We start from the raw sequence: 23,231 nt of genomic DNA on the forward strand, positions 1-23,231 counted from the left end.
ACGGGCGCCAAGCGGCGCGACCGGCTCGGACGTCGTGAGCTAAGGCTGACGCAGCAACAGAGCCTCACCCTGGCCACCGCCGCCGCAGATCGCAGCGACTCCCCACTCGACGTCACGGCGGCGCATCTCGATGGCTAGGGTAAGGACCAGCCGGAACCCGGAAGCCCCAAGCGGATGGCCGAGTGCGATGGCGCCGCCGTTGACGTTGACGTTGTCGAGGTCGATACCCAGGTCGTCGGTCGAGGCCAGGACCACGCCGGCGAACGCCTCGTTGATTTCCCAGAGGCCCACGTCGCTGGTTGTGAGGCCACGGCGCTCCAGCAGGCGCCGGGCGGCGGCGGCGGGCATCAGGTGCAGACTCGAGTCCCGTCCGGCGACGTTCGCCCACCCTTCGATCACAGCCAGCGTCGGCAGTCCCAACGCCTTTGCCCGGTCCGCCCGCGCCAGCATGCCGGCGGCGGCGGCGTCCGACAGCTGGGAAGCGTTGCCCGCCGTGATCGTGCCGTCCGGGGTGAACGCCGGCGGCAAGGCGCGCAAGGACGCGGCGGTCGAGTGCGGGCGGATCCCGTCATCCGCCGGCGGCGCGTCCAGCCCTGACGCGTCGATCTCGTGTGCAAAACGCCCGGTCACGGTGGCGTGGTGCGCCCGGCGGTGGCTCTCGGCGGCGAAGGCGTCCTGCTCGGCCCGGCCGATACCCAGCCGCTCGTTCTCCCTGTCGCTCAGAACGCCCATCCCCACCTGGTCGAGAGAACACCACAGACCGTCGTGCTCGAGCAGGTCGACCGGCTCGCCCCGGTCCTGGTCGGCGGTTGTGCCTCGGCGCCGCCGAACCGCCGTGGCCAGCGGCGCCCGGCTCATCGACTCGAACCCGCCGGCGAGGCCGGTCGTGACCTCGCCGGCCCCGATCATCCGCGCCACGTGAACCACGGCAGTCATGCTCGCCAGGCACACGTCGTTGACGGTCACTCCGGCGACCTCACGGCTCACACCGCCTCGCACTGCCGCCACCCGCGCGGGGTTCTGCCCGTTCCCGGCCTGGACGACGTTGCCCAGGGCGACGTACTCGGGGGCGAGCCCCGGGCACCGGCGGAGGACGGCTCGGACCACTGCGGCGCCGAGATCCGTGGCGGCATGGCGGGACAGCCGGCCACCCAGCCTGCCGATCGACGTGCGCGCGCCTGCGATGAGCACGGGGGTCGCGTCGTTCACGCGAAAACCGCCTCCCGGTTTCGGTTGTCGGTCAAGGGCGCCAGCCGGCTCATGGCCACGCATCCCCAAACGGGGCCGACGGCGAGCACGGCGAGGGCGAGCCACCACCCTCCCGCCTGGACCAGCAACGGCACGGCCTGGATCGTGACGACCGTCAGGAGGAACCCGAGCGCTGTCTGGGCGGTGAGCGCTGTGCCCACGTATCGGTGATCGACGACGGTTGTCAGACACGCAGAGAACAGCCCGGAGTCCGCGATCACGGTCGCGCCCCAAACCATGGCCACGGCGATGACCATCCAGGACGGCCGACCGAACATCACCGCCGCCAGCAGACAGCAGGTCGCGCTGCCGGCCATCGCTCCCGCGGCGGTGCGCGCCCGTCCCAGACGGTCACCTGCCCATCCCGCGAACGGGCAGCCGAGCAGGCCGCCCACTCCGATGGCCAGGAACGCGACTATCGCCGGCGACAACGAGCCGCCGCCCCCGGCGGCCTGGCTGGCCGCGAGGTAGGACGGCAACCACGTCCACACCGCGTACAACTCCCACATGTGGCCGAAATAGCCGAGGTTGGCCAGCCGGGGCCCGCGCTCCCGGAACAACGCGACCACGTAGCCGGGCCGGAACGGCGCCGCTGGCAGGGCATCGGGGCCCGGTCGCACCCAGCAGCCGGCCAGGACGGCGCCGGCAACGCCGAGCCCGCCGGCGGCGTAGAGCACCGCCTCCCACGGCAGCCGGCCGAAGCTGGACAGCAAATGCGGCAGCGCGCTGCCCAAGCTGAGCGAACCGACGAGCACTCCCAAAGCCAGCCCGCGGCCGCGGTCGAACCACGAGGCCATCAGCTTCAGTCCCGGCGGATACACGCCCGCCAGGGCGAAGCCGGTCGTGAACCGCAGGACCAGCGCGGTGCCCAGGCCGCCCGCCATCGCCGCGAGCGCCACCGTCGCCGCCACGGCGAGGAGGGAGCAGCCGCAGACCAAGACCTGAACCGGCACCCGGTCGGGCAGATTCAGCACCGCCGAGGCGACGGCCCCGCAGACGAAGCCGAGCTGGACCGAGGCGGTCAGCCAGGCCGCGCCGCCCGCCGTCAGGCCCCACTCGGCCGTGAGCGACGGGACGACGGCGGAGGCCGAGAACCAGGTGACCATCACGAGGATTTGCACCGCCGCGATCAAGATGAGCTGTCGGCGGGCCGCGGCACCGCCCGCGACCGCCACGGCCGGACTCACGTTCGGCGGGCGCCGAGCCCGACCGTGTAGGTGAGCGCCGTTCCGTCGAGCACCAACTCGCCGTCGACTCGTGTCACGGTCGTCTTCAGGCGGGCGATGGGCTTGTCGTGACGCACCTCGAGGACCTCGACCCGGCCCGTGATCTCGTCTCCCGGCCGTACAGGGGCGAGAAAGCTCCATTCGACCTTCAGGAACACCGAACCCGGACCGGGCAGGTCCTCGGCGACGACGGCGTTCAGGATGCCCGACGTGACGCCGCCCTGGACGATGATCCCACCGAAACGGGAAGCGGCGGCTGCCGCTTCGTCGTAGTGCAACGGGTTGCGGTCTCCGGTGATAGCGGTGAAGTGCTGGATGTCCTCGGCACCAACCGTCCTGCTTCGGAAGGCTGTCGCGCCGATGCCGGGAGCGCCGTCCGGCCACGCGGAGGTCACGTCAGGCATAAGAGGGCACCTGGACGGGCTTTCCACCGGCCAGCGCCGACTCGTGGGCGCAGATGCCCGGCGCGGTCCACGCCGCGGCGGTCGCGGTGTCGACGGCCGGCGGCCGGTGTTCGACGATGCTCGATACGAACTCGTGCACCAGGTGCGGGTGCGATCCGCCGTGCGCCGCCGGCACGACGACGGGCCCGCCGCCGTCGTGCGGAACCAGCTGGTGCGGGCGCAAGTACGGTGTGACCTCCGCCGGCAGGCGGTCATCGCGGTCCGGCGCGTACAGCTGGGTCACGGCCAGGTCGGTCCCGTGCCGGCGGCCATCCGACCCCCCGGTGGCGGTGGACGTCTCCTCGAACAGCATCACCGGGTCGCCCTCGGCCCCGGACCACTCGAAGCTGCCCCGGTCGCCGTAGACCGAGAAGCCTTCGACCGTGGGCCGAGCGGTCTGGAAGAACGAGACCGTGACCTGCGCGACCAGGTCGGAGTCGCGGAGGCGGAAAAGCCCCACCTCGGCCGGATACGGGTTGCCCTTCTCGCCCAGCCGATCGTCGGTCAGCCTGCCCGAGCCGTACGCCGTGACCTCCGCCACGGTCCGGCCCGTCAACGCGAGGGCGGGGGAGAGGGCGTGCGTGGAGTACTTCATCGGCGGGTAGCCGCGCCAGTACTCCGGATGCCCGTCCAGGTTTTGCACGTGGTAGCCCCGGTACAGGATCAGCTCGCCGAGCCGGCCGGTCCGGCGCAGCTGGTCGGCCAGGAGATACTCGCGACCGAAAACCGCGGTCTCCATCATCATGTAGACCGTTCCGGTCCGCCGCTGGGCGGCCACGATCGCCTCGAGATCGGCCAGCTCGGTGGCCATGGGAACGGCGCAGGCGCAATGCTTGCCCGCGGCGAGGGCCGCGAGCGCATAATCAGCATGCAACGCCACGGGCGTGAGGATGTGGACCGCCTGCCAGCGTTCGTCCGCGAGCACGTCGTCGAAGCTCCGGTAGCGGTGCCGGACGCCGTGCCGGTCGCCCACCTCGCGCAGCCGGTCGGCGGAGGTGTCGACGATGGCGACCGAGCGGACGTGGGGATGGGACAGGTAGATCGGCAGGAACTGCTCGCCGAAGCGCAGCCCCACCACGGCGACGTCGACGCCGTCTGGCCCGGTCACGCGACCGACACCTGCTCTTCGACCCCGAACAGCATTGTCGCTCCTCCGGTGGCGAAGTTCGGCACATCATTTCGCGCGGCCCGGCCGGCCGGCGAGTCCAGGACGGTCGTCATCGTCTCGATGTCGGGCGCGTAGAGCTCCACGACGAGGTAGACCGGCGGCATGACGTCGCCGTCCTGCTTGCCGACCCAGCTGAGCGTCCAGCCGGACAAGCCGCGCATCAGGCGGGCGATCGGCAGATGGACGTCGCGGTAGTACGCGTCGAAGGCGGCTGGATCGTCGGGCCAGCCGTAGAGGACCGTCACCTTGTACACCCGTACCTCCTCAGCCGTTCAGCTGGATGTCGAGGAACCGCCGCATGTGATCGACCATGGCCACCTCGGTCGGAAGCCGCTCCATGCTCGAGGCGCCGAGGAAGCCGTGCACACCCGGCACCTTCCGCAGCACCAGGTCGACGTCGTCCGGCTCGGCGATCGGCCCGCCGTGGCAGATGACGATCGCGTCCGGATCTTCCCTGACGATGGCGTCGCGCATCTCGGCCAGCCGGTCGAGCACCTCGGCCATCGAGATCGCGGTCCGGGCACCCACGGTCCCGGAGGTGGTCAGTCCCATGTGCGGAACCAGGATGTCGGCGCCGGCGTCGACCATCGCCCGAGCCTCGTCCGGACTGGCAACGTACGAGAGCGTCAGCAGGTCGCGTTCGCGGGCGAGGCGCACCATGTCCACCTCACGGTCGAAGCCGAGCCCCGTCTCCTCCAAGTTGGCCCGGATGATGCCCTCGAACAAGCACACCGTCGGGTAGTTCTGCACTCCGGCGAAGCCTCTCGACCGTACGTCGTCGAGCAGCCGGGGGATGGAGCGGAACGGGTCGGTGCCGCACACCCCGGCGACGACGGGTGTGTGGCGGACGACGGGCAGGACCTCGTCGGCCATCTCCATGACGATGGCGTTGGCGTCGCCATACGGCATCAGCCCCGCCATCGAGCTGCGCCCGGCCATTCGATAGCGGCCCGAGTTGTAGATGACGATGAAGTCCAGCCCGGCAAGCTCCGCGCACTTGGCGGACAGGCCTACCCCCGCGCCACCGCCGACGACCGGCCGGCCGGTGTTGATCTTTTTCCGGAAGCCGTCGAGGATTTCGACGCGTGTCGCCTGAGTCACGATGCACCAGCCTTCAGCCAGTCGATGAGGATCCGGGCCGCCGCCGCCGCCAACCGGGGGTCGTTGATGTGGGTGTTGAACCTTCGTACGTACACGTGCGGGCCCAGCGACGCGGTCAGGGCGTCGATGAGCGCCGCGTCCGCCTGCGGGTCGTGGAAGACCTGTCCGGGCGTCGAGATCTGGGAGAACCCCCGCGTTGGGATCAGGACCGCGCTCGGCCCAGTGGCCCGGTTCAGCTTGACTGCCAGCTGACGGCCCAGCTCGGCGCATTCCTCGGCACTCGTGCGCATCAGGGTGACCATCGGATTGTGCCGGTGGAGCAGCCGGCCGCCGTGCGCGGCCGGAACCGTGCTCGGCGGACCGAAGTTGACCATGTCGAGCGCGCCCAGGCTGACGACCTGCGGCACGCCGTGCTCGGCCGCGGCCGTGAGCCGGCCCGGCCCGGCCGAGCAGACCCCGCCGAGCAAGTCGTCGGCCAACTCTGTGGTCGTCATGTCGGCAACCGCCTGCACGTGACCGCTGCGGATCAGCGCTTCCATCGAAGCTCCACCGACACCGGTGGCGTGGAACGTGAGTGCCTCCGCGCCCGCCGCCGTGATCAGCTCACGCACCGTCGTGCCGCACGCCGTCGTGACGCCGAACATCGAGATTGCCACCGTGTGACGATCTGCGGCGGTGGTCTCGCGCGGGCCGTGTGCCATGCCGGCGCAGGCGTCCGCTGCGTTTGCGAGGACCAGGCGCGAGACGCGGTTGAGACCGCCGAGGTCGACGACGGGGTACATGAGCGTGAGGTCGGACTGCCCTACGTAGGGGCGGGTGTCGCCGGCCGTGATCGTGGAGACGAGCAGTTTAGGCATGCCGACTGGGAGTTCGGCGCAGACCGCAGACATCAGGAAAGCCGCATTCGAGCCGCCTGCGGCCATCACGGCATCGACCCTTCCCGCCTGACGCAGCCGTGTGACGACGCGCGCCGCGCCGGCGGCCATCGACTCCATCGCCGCGCCCCGGTCGCGCAGGCCTCGCAGCTCCTGCAACTCATGGCCGGCGGCACGGGCGACCTCGTCTGCTGGGACGTCGGCACGCCACCGCGGCTCGCCGAGGACGCCAGCGTCGACGGTCAGCACGTCGCATCGTCGCGCCGTCAGCAAATCGCGCAGGTAGGCATACTCCTCACCTTTCGTGTCGAGGGTGCCCAGCAGCACCACCGTCGGCGTCCTGGCCGGCCGCTCGTCTTGTCCGCTCACGTCATCCCCGCCCTACCGCACCGCTCCGAGGGACAGGCCCGCGACGAGCCGCCGCTTGGCGATGAGGAACACCACGAGAAGGGGGAGCGAGGTCAGCAGGGACAGGCCCATGAGACGGCTCCACTCCACTGAATACATGGAGGTCTGCTGGGCCAGCAAGCCGCTCACCGGCAGCCCTTGCTGGTTGGTGATCAGGGTGGTCGCGTAGACGAACTCGCCCCACGTCATGATGAAGACGATGGTCGCCACCGTGGCGATCCCGTTGGGCAGTAGCGGGATGACGATGGACCGGAAGGTCCGCCGTCCGGAGGCGCCGTCGACCTGCGCGGCCTCGTAGATCTCGCCGGGTATGGCGAGGACGAACGGCCTCAGCAGCAGGATGGCGAAGGGCACGAGGTTCGCCGTGTCGGCGAGAATCAGTCCTGGAAGGGTGTCCACGAGACCCCAACCGGCCAAGATCTGGTAGAGCGGGATCACCGCCATCGGCTGCGGGACCATTTGCAACACCAGGAGGGCGCCCAGGAGCACGGCGACCGTCCGGCTCCACCGCGCGGACACCTTGCGTGCGAGTGCGTACGCGGCTGGGACGGCCACCGCGAGAACCAGGACGGTCACCGCCACGGCGATCTTGATCGACGTCGCCACGGACTCGCTCGCCACCTCGAGGGTGTGGCGGAAGGTCTCCAGCGTCGGCCGGAAGAAGATGGTGTTGGGTTCGGCCCGGGCCAGCTCTTCGGACTTCAGCGCGGTCAGCGCGATCCACGCGAGCGGGATGGCGTACACGACCAGGAGGCCGAGGACGAAGGCCTTGCTCGCGAGGCCGGTCCGACGGCCGATCACGCTGCCTGCTCCTTGCGGACGCCGAGCACGTACGGCACGGAAAGTACGAGGACCACGACCATCGACAGGACGGCGATGGCGCTGGCGAGGTCAAACGAGTACGTGCGAAACGCGGTTTGATATGCGAGGAAGGGCAAGATGTTCGTCGTGTCCCCAGGCCCGCCGCCAGTCAGCACGTACACGAAGTTGAAGCTCCCGAAGGCGTAGAGGATGAGCAGGATCGTCAGCACCGCCAGCGTCGGGCGGAGCAGCGGCAAAATCACCCGGGTGGCGCGCTGCCAAGCGTTCGCACCGTCGAGAGCGGCGGCCTCGAGCACATCGGGCGGGATCGACATCAGCCCGCCGCGGATAATCAGAATGGCGAAGGGCAGGCTGGCCCACGCCGCGACCAAGCTCACCGACCACAGCGCGACCGACGGGGAGCTGAGCCAGTCCACCGGTCCGAGTCCGACCATGCCGAGCGCGGCGTTCACCCCGCCGTCGCCGGAGAGCAGGAACTTCCACACGCTGCCACTCACCAGCGGCGGGAGCGTCCACACGAACACCAGCAGCGACAAGGTGGCGCCGATAAGCCTGCCACGTCCGGTCAGCGCGAGGGCAGCAACGAAACCGATGATCAGGTCGACCACGAGCAGGACAGCGGTCAGTAGCGCCGTCACCTTCGCGGCGTTCCAGAACGCCGCGTCGTTGAGGACCGCCCCGAAGTTTTCCAGGCCGACGAGTTCCCACGCGCTGATGAGCGTCGTGGTCCCGACGTCGCTCACCGACATCCGGGCCAGCTGGACGAGCGGATACACCAGGAGGGCGCCGGCGACGACCAGCGCGGGAAACAGGTACGGCGCCAGCCACGGCCGGGGTAGCCGGCCGTCCGAACGCTGGCGGCGGCCAGCGGCCGGGCGGGCGGCCAGCGGCGAGGTGTCGATCACGCGCCCGTTCATGCCTAGCAGGTGCTCCCGCCTTGCTCGCGCGCGTCCGCGACTTCCGCGATGACGTCATCGGCAGCCTGCTCGGCGCTCTTCTGGCCGGAGATGACGGCGCTGACGGCCGCGCCCATCGCCTGCTGCATGGCGGCGGTCTGCTCGTTCATCGGCCACGCCCCGGAGTCGCCGGCGGCCGCGACGAACGGCCGCACCAGCGCGTCTTCTCTCAGGTCCTGGTGTTCGGCCAGATCTGTTCGGGTCGGAATCTGCCCGGAGGTGTTGAAGTTGATGAGGCTGGCCTCGTCGGACAGCCAGGCCGTCTCGATGTACTCCCAGGCCAGGTCCTGCTGATCGCTGAAGGCGCCGATGCCGAGGCCCTCGCCGCCCAGGAAGACATGGCTGCCGTCGGGTCCGGCGGGGAATCGGGCGGTGCCGATCCACTCAGCACCGCGCGCGTCGCCGAGATTCCAGTTGCCGTTGATTCCGAACGCCACGTCACCGCCGAAGAACTGCTGCCAGGCGTCCGGCCCGATCCAGGTGGACGTGTCGCGGGGGACGAAGCCCTGTTCGGTCCACCGCTGCAGCCGCTCGAACTCCTCATGGACGATCTCGCCCTCGAGGTTGCAGTAGTCCACGCCCCGACCGAGCAGGAGCGGCATGAAATTCCACGCGCCGGCCGTGCCTGCCGCGCCGGCCATGGCCAGCGGCACGTATTTGCCGTCCGCGGCGACGGTCTGCATGGCCGCCTCGAACTCAGTGACGCTCTCCGGCGGCGCCAAATCGTACTCGTCGAGGATGTTCTGGTTGTAGTACAGGCCGAGCAGATTCGTGTACGACATGACCGTGTAGACCTTGTCGTCGGATCGCCACGCGGCGTTGTCGGGCAACTGCTCGGCGACCTCGGACTCATTCCAGTAGTCCGTCAGGTCGGCGAGAACGCCCGCTCCGGCCAGGGCGGGAAAGTCGACCGGCACGTTGTGGAGCACCACGTCCGGGCCATCTTCGGTGGACGCCGTGGCCAGCAGGCGGGACGGCAATTGTTCGAACGGGATCTGCACGTACTCGACCGGGACATCCGGATGCGCCTCCGCCCACAACTCGTGCTGCTTCTCGAGCGCCTCTGCCGGCCCACCGGAGAAGTAGTACCAGACGACCAAGCCGTCCGACGCCTCCGTAGCGTCGTCGCCGGATCCGCAGGCCGCCATCAGCATGCCGCCAACAGCGGCGAGTGCGAGGGTTCTCGACCTCCGCCGCCTGTGCATCGGATCACGCTCCTCCATTGAGGCCTGGCGACCTTTGCCGGGCCATTTATGTCGTTCGTCACTGTAAACCTGTCGATGTTTGACGTCAACAACCCAGATTTAGTGCTCGTGAGCTGCTATATAGTTCGCTTGTGGTCACATCGATAGCAAGCAGGGGGCGCATCGCCCGCTCCGGGGAAGTCCTGGACCTCGTTCGTCGTGGCCGCGCTACCACGACGTCCGAACTCGCCGAAATCATGGGAGTCGCTCGTTCCACCGTGACGGAGCGGGTCGACCTGCTAGTCAGCCATGGCCTCCTGGTCCCGGCCAGCATCATGCCCGCGCGCCGGGGCCGACCGCCGACGGTCCTGACGTTCAACGCACGGGCGGGGCTTACCCTCGCCGCCCAACTGGGGATGAGCGGCACCCGCGTCGCGGTCACCGACTTCGACGGCACAGTGCTGTGGAGTGAGACCGTGGTGCTCGACATCGGCCATGGGCCGGACGTGGTGCTCGAACGGATCACGTCGGAGTTCGGACGGGCGCTGGCCGAGCTCGGACAGCCCCGAGACCGCGTGCACGGCGTCGGCATCGGCCTACCCGGCAAGGTGGAGCTGGCCACGGCGCAGCGAACGGCCACCGGATCGGCGCGTTCCTGGATCGACTACCCCGTCGCAGAACGTCTGGAGGCCGCCGGTCTGGGTCCGGTGTTCGTCGACCAGGACGTCAACCTCCTGGCCCTGGGTGAGCATCGTGCGTCCTGGCCGTCGGTGGGCGTCTTCATGTTCCTCAAGGTCGGCAGCGTCATCGGCTGCGGCATCGTGATCGACGGAAAGGTGGTGCGCGGGGTGGCGGGCTTGGCCGGGGAGATCGGCCACACCCGGGCGCCGGGCCGCGACACCGAGTGCGCGTGCGGCGGGCGTGGCTGCCTCAACGCCGTCGCCGGGGGCACCGCCCTCGCCCGGGATCTGGCCCAGGCCGGGTTCGACGCGGCGACGGCACGCGACGTTGTCCGGCTCGCCCAGGACGGCGTCGTCGAGGCGGGCCAGGCTATCCGCGCTGCCGGGCGCGACATCGGGGACGTTCTGGCTGCGGCGATCAACCTGCTGAACCCCGGAGTCATATCGGTGTGGGGTTATCTGGCCGATGCCGGCGACCAGCTCTTCGCCGGCATCCAGGAGCAGATCTACAGTTCGGCGGTGCACGGGGCGACGCACCTGCTCCGCCTCGAGCCCTCGCGGCTGGGCGACGACGCCGGCATCCGCGGCGCAGCAATGACCGTAGTGGAGCACGCCCTCCTTCCGGAGGCTGTCGACCGGTATCTGCTGCAGGCGCACGAAGCGTGACCGAAGGGACCGTCAGCAGCGGCTTCTCCTGCCGGCCGGATACGGACGGGGAACCAGGGCAGCTGTGGGGTTACGTCAGCCTCCACCCCCGCGGCGCGGAACTGCTGTTCCAGATCATCACCGCCCGCGGGGAACGAGCATCCATCGCCTGCGCCTCCAACGCCGCGTTCTCCGAATGGGGCGCCACCTTCACCGACCTCCGCTTGGCCGCCGCCGTCGATAGGTTGACGTTCAACGCGCACATCACCCGGACCGGGACCAAGTCCTACCGACTCGGCACCAGCCGCGCCGCGAAGGCCTGGCCGTACGACATCGACTGACCGTCTACGAACCCTCCGCCCACCGCGTCCCCAACCCGGGACGCCGCGAGCCAACGGAAACCGTCGACAGGTGGGGCCACTTCAAAGCATCACAGTGGGGCCAAACTCGTTCCAACAACACGCGCCGACACACCCCGGGTGGGGCCAAAACTCATCCGAAACTGGGGCCAGAATTCACCGGGGAATCAGTGCGCCCATTGACATGGAACAGTGTGCCAGCTTGAGTCGCTCCATCGACGTCAGTGCAGCTCTCTCGACAGATTGTGCCGCACGACCGCGAATTGAAGGGAGCAGTCATGACCAGGCCTTCCCGGAACCCCCGCAGGGCCTTGCTCGGCGCCCTGATCGCCGGCTCGGCCCTCGTCGTCAGCGGCCTCGCCGGGGCGCCCGCCAGCGCTGGCCCGGACGACCCCACGCAGCCCGACGTGCTCATCGCGACCGAGGAGGGCGAACAGAAGCCGTTCTTCCCAGAGATCGCGCACCTCGACGACGGCCGGCTCTTGACCGTCTTCTACTGGAACAACGAGCACTCCGCCGGGATCCCCGGGGGCGACCACGACGGGCAAGTGCGGTGGACGGAGAGCACGGACGGCGGGGCGACCTGGTCGCAGCCGCGGGTCGTGATCGACACGTCGTTCGACGACCGCGACGCACAGATCACCCAACTGCGCGACGGAACCATCGTGATCACCTGGTTCCAGACTGACTGGACCGGATATCCCGACACGGCCGCCACGCTGCGCGGCACCTACGTGGTGCGCTCCGAAGACGGCGGGCAGACGTGGTCCGAGCCGGCCTTGGTGCAATCGTCGATGAGCTGCGGGTGCGGCCCGCGAAGCGGCGCGTACCACCTGGGCTGGTCCGCCGAGTCCGGTGAGGTCGTCGAACTCGACGACGGCGACCTGCTGATCCCCCTCTACGGCACGCGCCCGGACTCCACGCTCGGCCGCGCCAGCGTCGTGCGCAGCACCGACGGCGGGCGGACCTGGCCGCTGGAGAACGAGGTCATGCTCCCCGCCGAGCCAGGCGTCGCACTCTCCGAAACCGAACTGGCGGTCCTCCCCGACGGGCACGTCACCGCGGTAATTCGCCCTGGGTACGTCAGCGACTCCTACGACGGCGGCCGCACCTGGACCGTCGCGAGCAAGGTCCCGTGGAGCATGCAGGCCCCGGATCTGATGACCCTGCCCGGCGGAATGGTGTTGCTCACCTACGGCGGGCGAGACTACGGCTCGAACGAGCCGATCGTCGGCCGGCTCCGGCACCGCGACCAGGCCTGGACCGACACGAACCCCGTCCTGCTGTACATGTCGCAGCAGAACGTGGACCAGGGCGACCCCAGCACCGCGGTCGTGCGGGGCGGCCGGTTCCTCACGGTCAGCTACGACACCAACATCCACGCCGTCGTCGGCACCTTCAGCTCCCTCAGCGACTACGTCGACGTCCAGCCGCCGGAGCACGAGACCGCCCCAGAATCCGAGGACGTCCTCAACCTTCCCGCCATGGTCGCCGCGGGAAAGGCCACCTACGAGACCGATCTGACCAGCAGCCACCGGGACCACCCCACCGCTCAGCCCGGCGGAGCGGTCGACGGCGTGGCCGAATACTGGCACTGCTCCCTCGGACCCGTCGCCACACCCGAGGCGCCGCGCCACTTCACCCTCAGCTTCGCCGAACCACAGCGGATCTCGTGGATCGGACTGAACCTCAAACCCGGCTACGCCGAGACCGTCTCCGTCTACCTCTCGACCAACGGCGAGAACTGGGGCGATCCGGTCGACGTCCGCATCGCACACGTCTCCGTCGCCGGCCAGATCGCCTGGGCAAAGATCGACCGCACCACCGCCCAGCACGTCAAGATCGTCATCACCGAATCCGCCGGAGCCTCCATGCTCGCCGAACTGAGCATCGCCCGCTGAGCCAGCGAACAGCCACAGGGTGCGGCCGGCCGCCCGCCGTGCGAACGCACAATCGGCCCTGCCCTCGAACCCGCACCATCCAACCTGGAACATCCCGCCAGGTCTGTGCGCCAACGCTCTGCCGGATCGACGGGAGCAGCCGCGGCACGCGGGTGCCGATTTCGCGTCTCGCGACAGGTGGGACTCTACGGGCCCGCGCCGGCGGGACTACGTGAGTTCAACGCATGGACAGCATCGTCGCGCCACGGCGCTTCGAGGAGATTTGCCCGAGCCCAGCCGTCTACTCAACGACGAACTGATGGGTCGAGCCAGCCGACAAGATCCCGCACCGGCCTCGTCACGCGCGTCAGCTCAGCTGGACATCGATTCTGTTTGCTGCGCCGGCGGTAACGTCCTCCGGCTCGATGATGCGGACCGGCCCCACCGCGCCGACGCGGCCGTCGCGCCGCGCGATACTTCGTGATCCTCTACGGCTACTGGGCCGCAGCGGCAGCGATCGGTTCACTGCTCGGCGCCGGGTTCGAGTCGTACCTGCGGCAGGCCATGCTGCGGGCCGACGACGCGGCGCGAGCACGCTCCGCTCCCTGCGGCACAACCGTCGTCCGGCGCCCGCATCCGGGCAGCATCGATCCGTACATCTGATCCGTCAAGATCAACCGACTTGAGGTAGCCGCGCCCGCGATCTAGCCGAGCGCGACAGGCAGACCAAAGCCGACCTGTTATACCGCGCGAGGTAGGAACGTGCCGGCACTATGCGACCCCGATCTGAGATTCTCGCTGTGGTGCCACCGGAATGAGCTCCGGAGGCACCACGAGCCCGGGCGCTACCTGGTTCGGAATGGCCGTCTCAGGTGAGCGCTGCGCACTGTCCGGCGCTGGGCCCGTCGACGGTGTTGTCAAGGCCGAGTCCGTCGGCGCGACGGTGTTCTCCGAGCAGGACAGCGGTCCGTGCAATCTCGCCCCGTTTGATGACTGCCGCCGTCGCACCCTTTGGAGCCAGCATTGCACGGCATTGACATGGAACGTCGTTCTAGGAAATATGCCCGGCATTCCAAAACCCACGTGGAGGTGCTCGATGAGCCCATTTCCCAAGACCGCGGCCTGGGACAGCCAGCGGCGTTACCAGGGGACAAGGCGGCGTTGGCGCCGATTCTGTGGTATTTCCCTGTCGGGAATCGCGATCGTGGCACTCCTGGCAGGCGATCCGCGGAACTTGCCGGCCACCGCAGCCCCGCTGGTGCCGGGCGCCGCTTCCGGCGACTACCGCGTGACGCTCGGCGCGGAGTGGAGTGTGAGCAGTCCCGGCCCCGGCCACCTCAGCGCCTTCCCGCAAGCGTTCGCAACCGACCGCGTCATCGACGGCGTCGCCGAGCGCCAAATCCACCTCAGCTGGGCGGAGAACCGCGACTCCACCACCGTCGAGAGTGTCGACAAGCACGCCGTGTCCAAGGACGGTGCGATCACATTTGAGCGATTAGGCGAGCTCCTGCCTGCCATGAACATGGTCCGTCTGGGCGACGGATCGCTGTTGTCGATCGAGTTCGTCCCAGGGCCGACCGACCCGAACACCGGTGACATCACGCTGAAGACCGCCCGTTCCGACGACCTGGGCGAATCCTGGACCCGTGGCACCGCCATCGTCAAGGACACCGTGGGGTTCAGTTGGATCCGGGTTCATCGGGGCATCCTGCAACTGGTCGACGGCACGTTGCTGATGCCCATCTACGGCCTCGCACAGGGCGACACCCGGAATCGGTCGGCGCTGCTGCAGAGCGCGGACGGAGGGCACACTTGGACGGTGCGCAATGCCGCGATCCTGCCGCCCACGGCGTCACTCGGCTCGAACGAGTGGGCGATCAGTCGCACCAGCGACGGCCGGCTGATCGGATTCCTGCGCGGCCACGGGCAGGATGCGATCTTCCAGACCTACTCCGGCGACGACGGTGTGACCTGGACGCCGCCGCAGGTCATCGACGCACCCGAGGGAGCGCCCACGGGTTCGGTGGATCCGGGCGTGGTGCTCCAGCCCAACGGCATGCTCCTACTCACCTACGGCCGGCCGGACAACTCGCTGCTGGTGAGCCTCGACGGCACCGGACGCATCTGGGAGGACTACCAGCACGTCTTCGGCAACGCTCCGCGCGGCGGGCCTGCACGGACGACCGGCTCCAGTGGCAATACGGCGATCGTAAGTGTGAGCGCGAACCAGTCGGTCATGTTCGGCGACACCTGCGCCAACATCTGGGGGTGCCGGGAATACGGCCAACTGCACCGGGTCTGGGCACGGATGATCGACGCCGTCACGCCCGGCACCGGCAAGATCGATCTCGCGACGAAGGTCGCCTCCGGCAGCGTGCAACTGTCCGGCGACGTCCTCGACGGGCCGGACGCCTTCCCCGAGACCCGCATTCAGGGCGCCACCGACGGCAGCTCCGAACGCTACGCCGCCGCCCCGATCGCCGCGGGCGGCGAGCTGATCATTGAGCTGGACCAGACATACACGCTGGACAAGATCGGTCTGATGCTGGCCTACGGCATCCCCCAGGACGCCGACGTCCAGCTCTCCACAGACGGAAATTCCTGGGGCAAGCCGATTCTGAAGACACGCGATACCGTCGACTACGCGGTGCGCTACCACCAGATCGAGCCCACCCAAGCCAAGTACGTCAAAATCAACGCACCGAGCGACGGCGGCAGTCTCGACGCGGTCACCGAAGTGGAGCTATACGCCGCGGACACGATGACCTTCGAGAACGACGCCGTCAACGCGCCACCACGCGGCTTCACCGACACCCGCCACGCGGTGGTCGCGGACACGATTATGCCCGGCGCGGATAGCAATCGTCGGCTGACGCTCGTCGACTGGGATGCGGACTCCCATGCCACCGCAACGCTCACGTCTTCGGCCACATCGGAGCAGCGGGTGGACTTCCAGTTCGCAGGTGGAACGTACGGCTCGACCGGCGGCGTATTCTCGATCCCCGGCCGGACCGACGACGGTCAGACGGTGACGGCGTATGAGTTTTGGGTGACGGCCAACGCTGCGGCCGGAAACTTCCGGGTCCGGGCACGTGCCGGGTCCGGATGGGTCGACATCGGAACCGTGCCCTACGCGCCGGCGGAGACGTGGATGCCAGTCTCCATCGAGACCACGGCCACCGGGGCGAAGCTCAGCATGAACGGCGGCACCCTCGAGACAACCGCCCGGGCCAACGAGGTCGCCAGCTACACCGGCATCACCGTCAGCACCTACACCGTTGCATCAGCCTGGGGATCCCAGCTCGACTTCGACGACATCCGGATCACTCCACTGAACTGACCCATCAACCATGGCGGGGGCGTGCTCGTCGGAGTCGGACTTCTCGCGAACCTGCGCCGCGAACCGCCCGCCAAGCCGCTGCTCGCAGTCGTCACTGGTGAGCTGCGGCCACGGCTGGCGTCGGCCGCCCGTCGACCAGCACGAAGTAGTCTGCGGGGCGCCGTGCCCCAGCCGCGGGCGCGGAACGGGTCGGCGCCCGACCTGGCTCGTGCGGGAGGTGAGGCGGCACCGACCTCGTTCCGTGCAAGCGCCCAAAGGGTCCGTCTGTACATGCGGGTGCGGGCGACTGTGCCGTTCGGGTCATGTGGTGGCTGACAGGTGCGCCGGAGGACGTGACGGCAGTCGCCTATCTGCCCCCGTCAGGTGCTACTCCATGCACGATGGCCTGCGAGTCGGCCTGGTACGCGCCGCGCCAGCGAGCAGGCGGCGCGCCACCGAGCCTGAGAGCCCGGAACGCTTGACATGGAATGCGATTCCGTATGTTGTCGTCCCGTGCGCTAGCCCTGGCCGACGCCCTGGCCTGCCGGCTTTGCGCGTTGCGCATCGGCCATGTCGTCACGGTGACGCCGCCTGACGGGAAGTCAGTGGCAGCAGATCACCCCCGACTCGTCGTCCCACCCGTGACGCACTCGTCGTAATCGACAACCAGCCGCGGCTGACAGCGGTGTGGGACGTGTGCAGATATGACGAAGCTGACGACTCGAGGCCCTGCCACCGGCTGTAGGTGCTCGGACCGTTGTTCAAACGGGCTCTCGTGACGGCGAGGATCCAATTGCCTAGTGCCGGTCAAGCGTGAGATCGACAACGATCTCACGCCCGACAACGCCAACCGTTCCACAGCGCGCACCCGTCACGGTCGACTGCTGGCGGCGTGGGAGGTCGAGCTTGGCCTTGGTGCAGCATCGGTGGTCGAGCGTCAGCCAGTCGCGGCTCGACATGTGGGAAGCAAAGCGATCGCGTAGTGGCGACCGTCGGCAGTCGGCATTGTGGGTCGGTCGGTGGTGAAATGACCTTGAGAATTCAGCGATTCAACTGGAAAGCTGCGGGAGTGTCTGTTGCGGTTCCGCAGTCGGTGGTTACGAGCCTGATCGGGGCGAACATGGGCCGCGTGGTGTCGGTGCATGAGAGTCCGATTCGTGGCGGTAGTGGAGCAGCAACCGCGGGAGTGGCGCGCCTGACGTTGCAGGTTCGCGGGCAGGGCGACCGCCTAGAAGAGTTCACTGTCGTTCGAAAGAACTTCCGCCCGTTGACCTCGGGGCGTCACAAGCATGGAGCGGCGAATCCGCGTCACTGGGCTTACTGGCTCCGGGAGCCACTAGCGTACGGGTCAGGTGTCTTGCCGAACGGCCCAGGGCTCAGATCTCTGTCGGCGACGCGTGAAAAATGACCCCGTGTCGACGCCCGAATATTGACCCCCTCTCCGGGGACCCTGGTTCATCCGAGCCGGGGAGGACAGGGGTGTTATCCGTGGAGGACTGGGCTGAGATCCGCAGGCTTCATCGGGCGGAGGGTTTGCCGATCAAGGTGATCGCTCGGGTGTTGGGTATTTCGAGGAACACGGTGCGCGCGGCGATCGCGTCGGATGCGCCGCCGAAGTACCAGCGCAAGGCTGCCGGTTCGATCGTGGACGGGGTCGAGCCGCGCATCCGAGAGCCACGCTCCTGGCGCTTCCCCGCGGTGGGCTCGGAACCACTGCGCGGGGCGCGCTCGCTTGGGCGCGCGCTAAGCCGGTCGCTCATCGCATCCCGTGCGTGCACGGAGACCATGCCTTCGCTCAGCGTCTCGATGCTCATACGCCGCTCCACTCCCGATCCATGCCAGCGCTCACGTGAGCGCCGCTCACCTCTTGGGTGGCCGCTGCCGCGCACATTCTGGGAGGGAGCGGTCCCGGCAAGATCGCGCGGGCCGTCAGGCGTTCCTCCGTTGTGCTTCTGTGCGCTTCACACGGTGTCGAGCGCGTCCATGCCGGGAAACGCAGGGAAGGGTGTGTGCGGCTCGGTCTGGTACCACCACGATGTGGAGGCGATGTCGTCACGGCGCGGCAGGTAGCGCTCCTGACCCTGAGTCGGCGTCCTGAAGCCGAGCGCCTGGATCTGTACCCGCAGGGCGGACGTGAATCGTATCGGGTCGGCCACATGCCAGCGGTAGAGCCCGAAGCGTGGCTGGTTGTCGTAGAAGCCGTCGGGCCGGATCACCTGGGGCATGCCGAGATACGGAGTCGAGTAGGCGGCGTACTGGCCGGGCGGGTCCTCGAAGGCCCAGGCACCACCGAAGTAGTCCTCGGTTCCTGTCCCGCAGATCGTTGGGAACTCGTCGTCGTCAAGGAAGAACTTGATCTCACCCTCGCCCCACCACCCGGTGTGGTGCGCCTCCCATGCCAGATACGTGCCGACGTAGTGGCCCTGACCCCGTACGCCGTCGAGCAGCACATGGGGCTGCTGATACTCCAACGGATCGCTGCGGCGCCACTGCGCATGCAAGTACGCCGCGTCGTCCGGTACGTCCGTCAGCGCGTAGGTGATCTGGTAGAAGAAGCCCTCGATGGTGTCGGGGCCGACATTCTCCACCGTGATCCGGGCGTGCTGCCGGAACGGCATCTCCCAGTAGCAGTTCAGCCCGCCCGCCGGCGCGACGGTCACTGGGAGGGAGGAGACCGGCGCATAGACGGTCCAGCCCTGGCAGAAGAAGTCGCCGAGCGGGACCTCGATCGACGGGTTCTCCTCACCGTCCCAGTGACAACGCAGCACAATCCGGCGCCAGTGCTTCGGCAGCGTCGTGATCCAGATGTGCTGGACGGCGCCGGGGCCGTCGATGTCGGCGATCGTGTACGTCTCCTTGCCGCGCAGATCGATGCATGGCGCCTTCTTCCAGCCGCGTGGCAGCTCTCGGGAGGCGTACGCCGTCGAATGGGTGCCACGCTCGGCGCGGCCGCCGCCGCCCGGTGCGCCGCTGGGATTCTCGGCACTGATGGAGCGGGTGCGAGCGCCGGACAGCCGGGAGAGGTTTCCCAGGTGGGTGCCCAGGCCGTTGAACCATGGGGTCGACATGGACGTTGCTTCTCCTTGAGTCGCTGTGGTCGTGGTCAACGCATCCGGAAGTCGTAGCCGGCCGGGACCGGCTCGCCCGGATGGACCTGGAGCCAGAGGTCGCTAAGGGACGTGTCACCCTCCCGCAGGTCCGGGATCACGATGCCGCGGTCGAGTATCCGCGCCGCCCGGTCGCGACGGCCGCACGCGAGGGCTGCCCGAGCCTCGAGGAGAGCGATCCGGCCCTGTTCCCGCACGGGCGCGGGCACGGCGTCGAGCAGTCGCAGGGCGCCCGCGGCGTCTTCGGCGTCAAGGGCGGCCGCCATCGCCTCGACGACGAGGGTGGGTTCGGCCGGGGTCATCGCCGCGGCCTTGCCGAGCAGGTCGGCGGCAACGGTGCGGTCTCCCTGCTCACCGGCGATGCGGCCGAGGCCCCGGAGGGCCCACGCGCTCGGGCGGTGGGCCAGCGAAGACCGGTAGTACGCGCCGGCCAAGGCAAGGTCGCCGGTGGCATGGGCCAGCACACCGAGATGGTAGTCGCGGGCCCACGACGGGTCGGCTCGCGTCAGCAGCGACTCCCAGACCTCGCCGACCATGTAGGAGCGGGGCGGGACCTGCGGATCCGCGTCCAGCAGGGCGCGCCGGGCTGATGCCGGGTCTTGGACAAGATCGTGCCACAGCTGCTGCTCGGGGCCGATCGTTCCGATGGAGAAGGGGACGCCGGTCTCGTCGATCCAGGCTCGGCCGGTGCGGGCGCGGACCACCCGTTCCAGCGCCCCCCACCCGCTCCCGGTGCAGATGGTCGTGCTCGGGGCTACGTCGGCATCGGCCTCGGCCTGTTCCAGCATCTCGGCCAGTGCCTCGGCGGAGGCGACCCGGTCCATTCTGCTGTCCACGTGCTCGATGGCGGCGTGCCAGTCGTCGCCGTGCACGACAGCCGGGTCGGCAGCGACGTCTCCGTAGGCTTCGACCCACGACCAGGTCGCGCCCGCCGGCATCGCGAGATGCTCGAACTGGGTGGCGGCGAGGCCGGCCTGGATCTCCAGGTAGTTCCCGCCCTCAGGCGACAGCCAGCGCTGCCAGCGGCGTCCTCCCGCCTCGGTGCCCCAGCAGAACATCTTGCGTCCGGGCAGCCTTCTGGTCGACACCTGCGCCAGACCGTGACCGGAAGCGTCCACGGCGGCGATCCACGGCCGGGGTCGGTCCAGCACGAAGAAGTGGTCGGCGGCGTGCGCGCTCTGCGACGGCCGGGTGCGGTCGGCCGGGGAGTGCCCGGGCACCGGAACCTCCCGGACAGTGCCGTCGTAGGAGGTGGCGTAGGCGTGGGTCGCGGGAACGATGACCCGCACGTCCGGCCGCTCCGGTACTGCGGCGTTGGACCACCAGTACATGGGAACGGCTTCGTCGTTCGGGTTCTGGATCCTGACGTGGACGACCAGCGCCCTCGAGCCGGGGGCAAGCCGGGCGTCGACCTGGTACACCACCCGGCGCAACCGTTCGAACTCCCACATCCGCAGGCTGGGCACACCGTCCGCGCCGGCCACCGAAGCGGCGTGCATGGGCGACACGGTGTGTGGGCTGTGGCCCCTGGTGCCGATGTTCCACTCCACGCCGCCGGCGAACCAGGCATTGCGCAGGGCGAGGTTGGCCGGTTGCACGACCGGGTTGCGGTAGAGAAGCTCGCGCCCGGTGCCGACGTCGGTCAACGACCAGAGCCTGCCACCCAGCTGGGGCAGGAACGTCGCGCGCAGGTGCTCGTTCTCCAGGACCACACACGTGAGATCGGTGTCCACCCGATCGCGGCCGTACCAGTTCTGCATCAGGTACGGGTGCATCGACCTGGGCCAGCCGAACGAGGCACCCTCACGGATCCGGTCCGGCAGGTCGTCGGTGAGTTCGAACGGCGCCTCGAGCGTCCGGTCGACCAGCGGGACCGGATCGTCCGGGGGGACCGGTGCGCACGGCAGCCGCATCGTGGTGACGCGGAGCACGCTGGCGCCGCGCTCGGCCACCAGATGCCGGCGCGTCACTTGTTGGCTCCGACCGTCATGCCCTCGATGATCCGGCGACCCAGCCAGATGTAGGCGGCGAGCACCGGGAGCAGGATGATGCACACCCCGGCCATCAGCTGGCCGTAGTCGGCGCCGGCATACTGCTGTTTCGCCATGAAGTTCAGCAGCGCCAGCGGCAGCGTCTCATGGTCCGTGCTCTGGATCAGTACCAGCGCGATGAAGGTTTCGGCCCAGAGCCAGACGAGGTTGAGGATCAGCGCGGTGACCATTCCCGAACGTGCCAGCGGCAGGACGATCCGGAAGAAGGCCGCGAACGTGCCGGCGCCGTCGAGGGACGCGGCTTCCTCGAGTTCGTCCGGAATCGACCGGAAGAAGCCGGCGAGCAGGAAAATGGTGAACGGCAGGTTCAGGCCGACGTAGACCACGATCAGACCCTGTAAGGAATTCAGCAGGTTCAGGTTCTCCACGACGACGAACAGCGGAATCACGATGACCTGGACGGGCACACCGATGCCGACAGCGATGTAGAGCAGCATCGTCTCCGACATCCGGGTATTGGTCTTCGCCAGGATGTAGGCGGCCGGAGCCGACAGCGCGATGATGGCGACGGCCGATGTCGCACAGACGATCACCGAGTTCAGGATGGCGTTGCCGAAGCCGGACGTCACCCAGGCGTTGGCGTAGTTCTCGAGGTGCAGCGCGGCCGGCAGGCTCCACGGATTGGCGAAGATCTCCGAGTGCGTCCGCACGGAGTTGACGAACATCCAGGCGAAGATGGCCAGGTTGAACGCGACCAGGAGCCACACCAGCAGATTGGCGACCTTGCGGCCCGGAGAGGTCCTCATGCGAGCCGAGCGGCTGTGCCGGAACACACCCATCTTCCGTGGGTTCGGCTTCTCGGGAGCAACGACGCCGCTGAGGGACATCGACATCCTCTCAAGATCGTAGGGGGTTCATCATGGGGCCGAGCCGTCGCGGCTAGAGCTGGACGGCATCGCGTGAGTTGAGTCTGCGGAGTAGGGCGACCAGCACGATGATGGCGATCAACGTGACGGCGGCCGATGCCGAGGCGTATCCCAGCTGATATGTCGGTGCCCGGCCGCCGAAGGTCTTGCCGTACACGAACAGCGCCGTGTTCCAGACCCCGACCGGTGGGAGATCGTTCGTCGTTCCGCCGAAGGCGAGGATGAAGTCGAAGATCTTCAGTGAACTCACCGTCCACAGCACCATGGCGGTGGAGATCACGTCCCAGGTGAGAGGGAAGGTGACGTACCGGAAGCGCTGCCAGGCCGACGCCCCGGCAAGTTCACACTCCTCGTACAGGTACGGCGGGATCTGGTCGACGCCGGCCATGATGATCGTGACGTAGAGCCCGGTGCTCATCCAGATCATGCCCATGCACACGATCAGCCACAGATGCTCGCCCAGCAGGTTCGGGGTGGAGCTGAATCCCACGCCGTGCAAGAAGCTGTCGAGCAGGCCGCGCTGCTGGAACAGGAAGCCCCAGAAGATCGCCAGCACGATCGGCGAGACGATCGATGGAAAGAACAGAACCGCGCGGGCGAACCGCTTTCCGGCCATGTCCCGCAGCACCATCGTCAGGGCGAAGCTGAACGCGAACACCGCCAGCCCGACCCCCACCAGGATGACGAAGGTGTTCCACAGTGCCGAGTGGAACACCTCGTCGCGCCACAGGAGTTCGAAGTTCCCCAGGCCGCGCCACTTCATCTCGCCGATGCCGTCCCAGGAGTACAGCGACACCCAGAACGACGCCACCGTCGGCGCGATCATGAAGATGGTGTAGACGACCAGCGCGGGCAGCAGGAACGGCCAGAACATGCGCCGACGCCGCCGCTCC

At 68.5% G+C, this 23,231-nt stretch carries 19 protein-coding genes and 2 pseudogenes; 7 read left to right on the forward strand and 14 right to left on the reverse strand.

Annotation, left to right across the window (positions count from 1 at the left end; translation table 11 throughout):
- Positions 1-39: 39 nt before the first annotated feature.
- The 10 genes from E1269_RS18865 to E1269_RS18910 all read right to left on the reverse strand — a co-directional run bounded on the left by E1269_RS18865 (position 40) and on the right by E1269_RS18910 (position 9,452).
- Positions 40-1,209, reverse strand: coding sequence for an acetyl-CoA C-acyltransferase (locus E1269_RS18865; RefSeq protein ID WP_203433879.1), 1,170 nt, complete (start codon positions 1,207-1,209; stop codon positions 40-42).
- Positions 1,206-2,423 carry an MFS transporter gene (locus E1269_RS18870; RefSeq protein WP_203433880.1) on the reverse strand — a complete coding sequence of 406 codons (1,218 nt, stop codon included), beginning with the start codon at positions 2,421-2,423 and terminating at the stop codon, positions 1,206-1,208. The genes E1269_RS18865 and E1269_RS18870 overlap by 4 nt, the downstream gene beginning before the upstream one ends.
- A gap of 8 nt (positions 2,424-2,431) precedes the next feature.
- Positions 2,432-2,878: a MaoC family dehydratase gene (locus tag E1269_RS18875; RefSeq protein WP_131897338.1), complete on the reverse strand. Its 447-nt coding sequence runs from the start codon at positions 2,876-2,878 to the stop codon at positions 2,432-2,434.
- Complete coding sequence (locus E1269_RS18880; RefSeq protein ID WP_131897340.1) at positions 2,871-4,025, reverse strand: Gfo/Idh/MocA family protein; 1,155 nt, start codon at positions 4,023-4,025, stop codon at positions 2,871-2,873. Before E1269_RS18880 ends, E1269_RS18875 begins: the two co-directional genes overlap by 8 nt.
- Complete coding sequence (locus E1269_RS18885) at positions 4,022-4,339, reverse strand: EthD family reductase (protein WP_131897342.1); 318 nt, start codon at positions 4,337-4,339, stop codon at positions 4,022-4,024. The genes E1269_RS18880 and E1269_RS18885 overlap by 4 nt, the downstream gene beginning before the upstream one ends.
- A gap of 10 nt (positions 4,340-4,349) precedes the next feature.
- Positions 4,350-5,189: a phosphoenolpyruvate hydrolase family protein gene (locus E1269_RS18890; RefSeq protein WP_162606512.1), complete on the reverse strand. Its 840-nt coding sequence runs from the start codon at positions 5,187-5,189 to the stop codon at positions 4,350-4,352.
- Positions 5,183-6,430, reverse strand: a complete 1,248-nt coding sequence (locus E1269_RS18895) for a Tm-1-like ATP-binding domain-containing protein (protein ID WP_131897346.1) — start codon at positions 6,428-6,430, stop codon at positions 5,183-5,185. Before E1269_RS18895 ends, E1269_RS18890 begins: the two co-directional genes overlap by 7 nt.
- A gap of 12 nt (positions 6,431-6,442) precedes the next feature.
- Positions 6,443-7,270 (reverse strand): carbohydrate ABC transporter permease, encoded by an 828-nt coding sequence (locus tag E1269_RS18900; RefSeq protein WP_131897348.1) that lies wholly within the window; start codon positions 7,268-7,270, stop codon positions 6,443-6,445.
- Positions 7,267-8,040, reverse strand: coding sequence for a carbohydrate ABC transporter permease (locus tag E1269_RS18905; RefSeq protein WP_131897350.1), 774 nt, complete (start codon positions 8,038-8,040; stop codon positions 7,267-7,269). The genes E1269_RS18900 and E1269_RS18905 overlap by 4 nt, the downstream gene beginning before the upstream one ends.
- 170 nt (positions 8,041-8,210) lie before the next feature.
- Positions 8,211-9,452: a sugar ABC transporter substrate-binding protein gene (locus E1269_RS18910; RefSeq protein WP_162606501.1), complete on the reverse strand. Its 1,242-nt coding sequence runs from the start codon at positions 9,450-9,452 to the stop codon at positions 8,211-8,213.
- A 257-nt stretch (positions 9,453-9,709) separates the two neighbouring features.
- On the opposite strand from E1269_RS18910, the gene E1269_RS18915 reads away from it, so the two are divergent.
- The 7 genes and pseudogenes from E1269_RS18915 to E1269_RS18945 all read left to right on the forward strand — a co-directional run.
- A complete protein-coding gene (locus tag E1269_RS18915; protein WP_203433881.1) occupies positions 9,710-10,777 on the forward strand; it encodes an ROK family protein in 1,068 nt (355 codons plus the stop codon).
- Positions 10,778-10,845: 68 nt separating this feature from the next.
- Positions 10,846-11,097: pseudogene (locus tag E1269_RS18920) on the forward strand (ATP-binding protein); the annotation flags it as partial.
- Between the two features lie 296 nt (positions 11,098-11,393).
- Positions 11,394-13,016 carry an exo-alpha-sialidase gene (locus tag E1269_RS18925; RefSeq protein WP_131897354.1) on the forward strand — a complete coding sequence of 541 codons (1,623 nt, stop codon included), beginning with the start codon at positions 11,394-11,396 and terminating at the stop codon, positions 13,014-13,016.
- Between the two features lie 459 nt (positions 13,017-13,475).
- Positions 13,476-13,658, forward strand: coding sequence for a hypothetical protein (locus tag E1269_RS18930; RefSeq protein WP_131897355.1), 183 nt, complete (start codon positions 13,476-13,478; stop codon positions 13,656-13,658).
- Positions 13,659-14,091: 433 nt separating this feature from the next.
- A complete protein-coding gene (locus E1269_RS18935; RefSeq protein ID WP_162606502.1) occupies positions 14,092-16,335 on the forward strand; it encodes an exo-alpha-sialidase in 2,244 nt (747 codons plus the stop codon).
- A 779-nt stretch (positions 16,336-17,114) separates the two neighbouring features.
- A complete protein-coding gene (locus E1269_RS18940) occupies positions 17,115-17,297 on the forward strand; it encodes a hypothetical protein (RefSeq protein ID WP_131897359.1) in 183 nt (60 codons plus the stop codon).
- 496 nt (positions 17,298-17,793) lie between these two features.
- Positions 17,794-17,988 (forward strand): annotated as a pseudogene (locus tag E1269_RS18945) (helix-turn-helix domain-containing protein); the annotation flags it as partial.
- 287 nt (positions 17,989-18,275) lie between these two features.
- On the opposite strand, the gene E1269_RS18950 reads toward E1269_RS18945, so the two are convergent.
- The 4 genes from E1269_RS18950 to E1269_RS18965 form a co-directional block, all read right to left on the reverse strand.
- Positions 18,276-19,382, reverse strand: a complete 1,107-nt coding sequence (locus tag E1269_RS18950) for a glycoside hydrolase family 172 protein (protein ID WP_131897361.1) — start codon at positions 19,380-19,382, stop codon at positions 18,276-18,278.
- A 35-nt stretch (positions 19,383-19,417) separates the two neighbouring features.
- A complete protein-coding gene (locus E1269_RS18955; protein WP_131897363.1) occupies positions 19,418-21,391 on the reverse strand; it encodes a DUF5107 domain-containing protein in 1,974 nt (657 codons plus the stop codon).
- The gene (locus E1269_RS18960; protein ID WP_162606503.1) at positions 21,388-22,218 is read right to left on the reverse strand and encodes a carbohydrate ABC transporter permease; all 831 of its coding nucleotides are present in this window, start codon (positions 22,216-22,218) and stop codon (positions 21,388-21,390) included. Before E1269_RS18960 ends, E1269_RS18955 begins: the two co-directional genes overlap by 4 nt.
- A gap of 133 nt (positions 22,219-22,351) precedes the next feature.
- On the reverse strand, positions 22,352-23,212 hold the full coding sequence (locus E1269_RS18965) for a carbohydrate ABC transporter permease (protein ID WP_131897367.1): 861 nt from the start codon (positions 23,210-23,212) through the stop codon (positions 22,352-22,354).
- Between the last annotated feature and the right edge of the window lie 19 nt (positions 23,213-23,231).

The sequence above is a fragment of the Jiangella asiatica genome (assembly GCF_004349065.1).
Lineage (GTDB): Bacteria > Actinomycetota > Actinomycetes > Jiangellales > Jiangellaceae > Jiangella > Jiangella asiatica.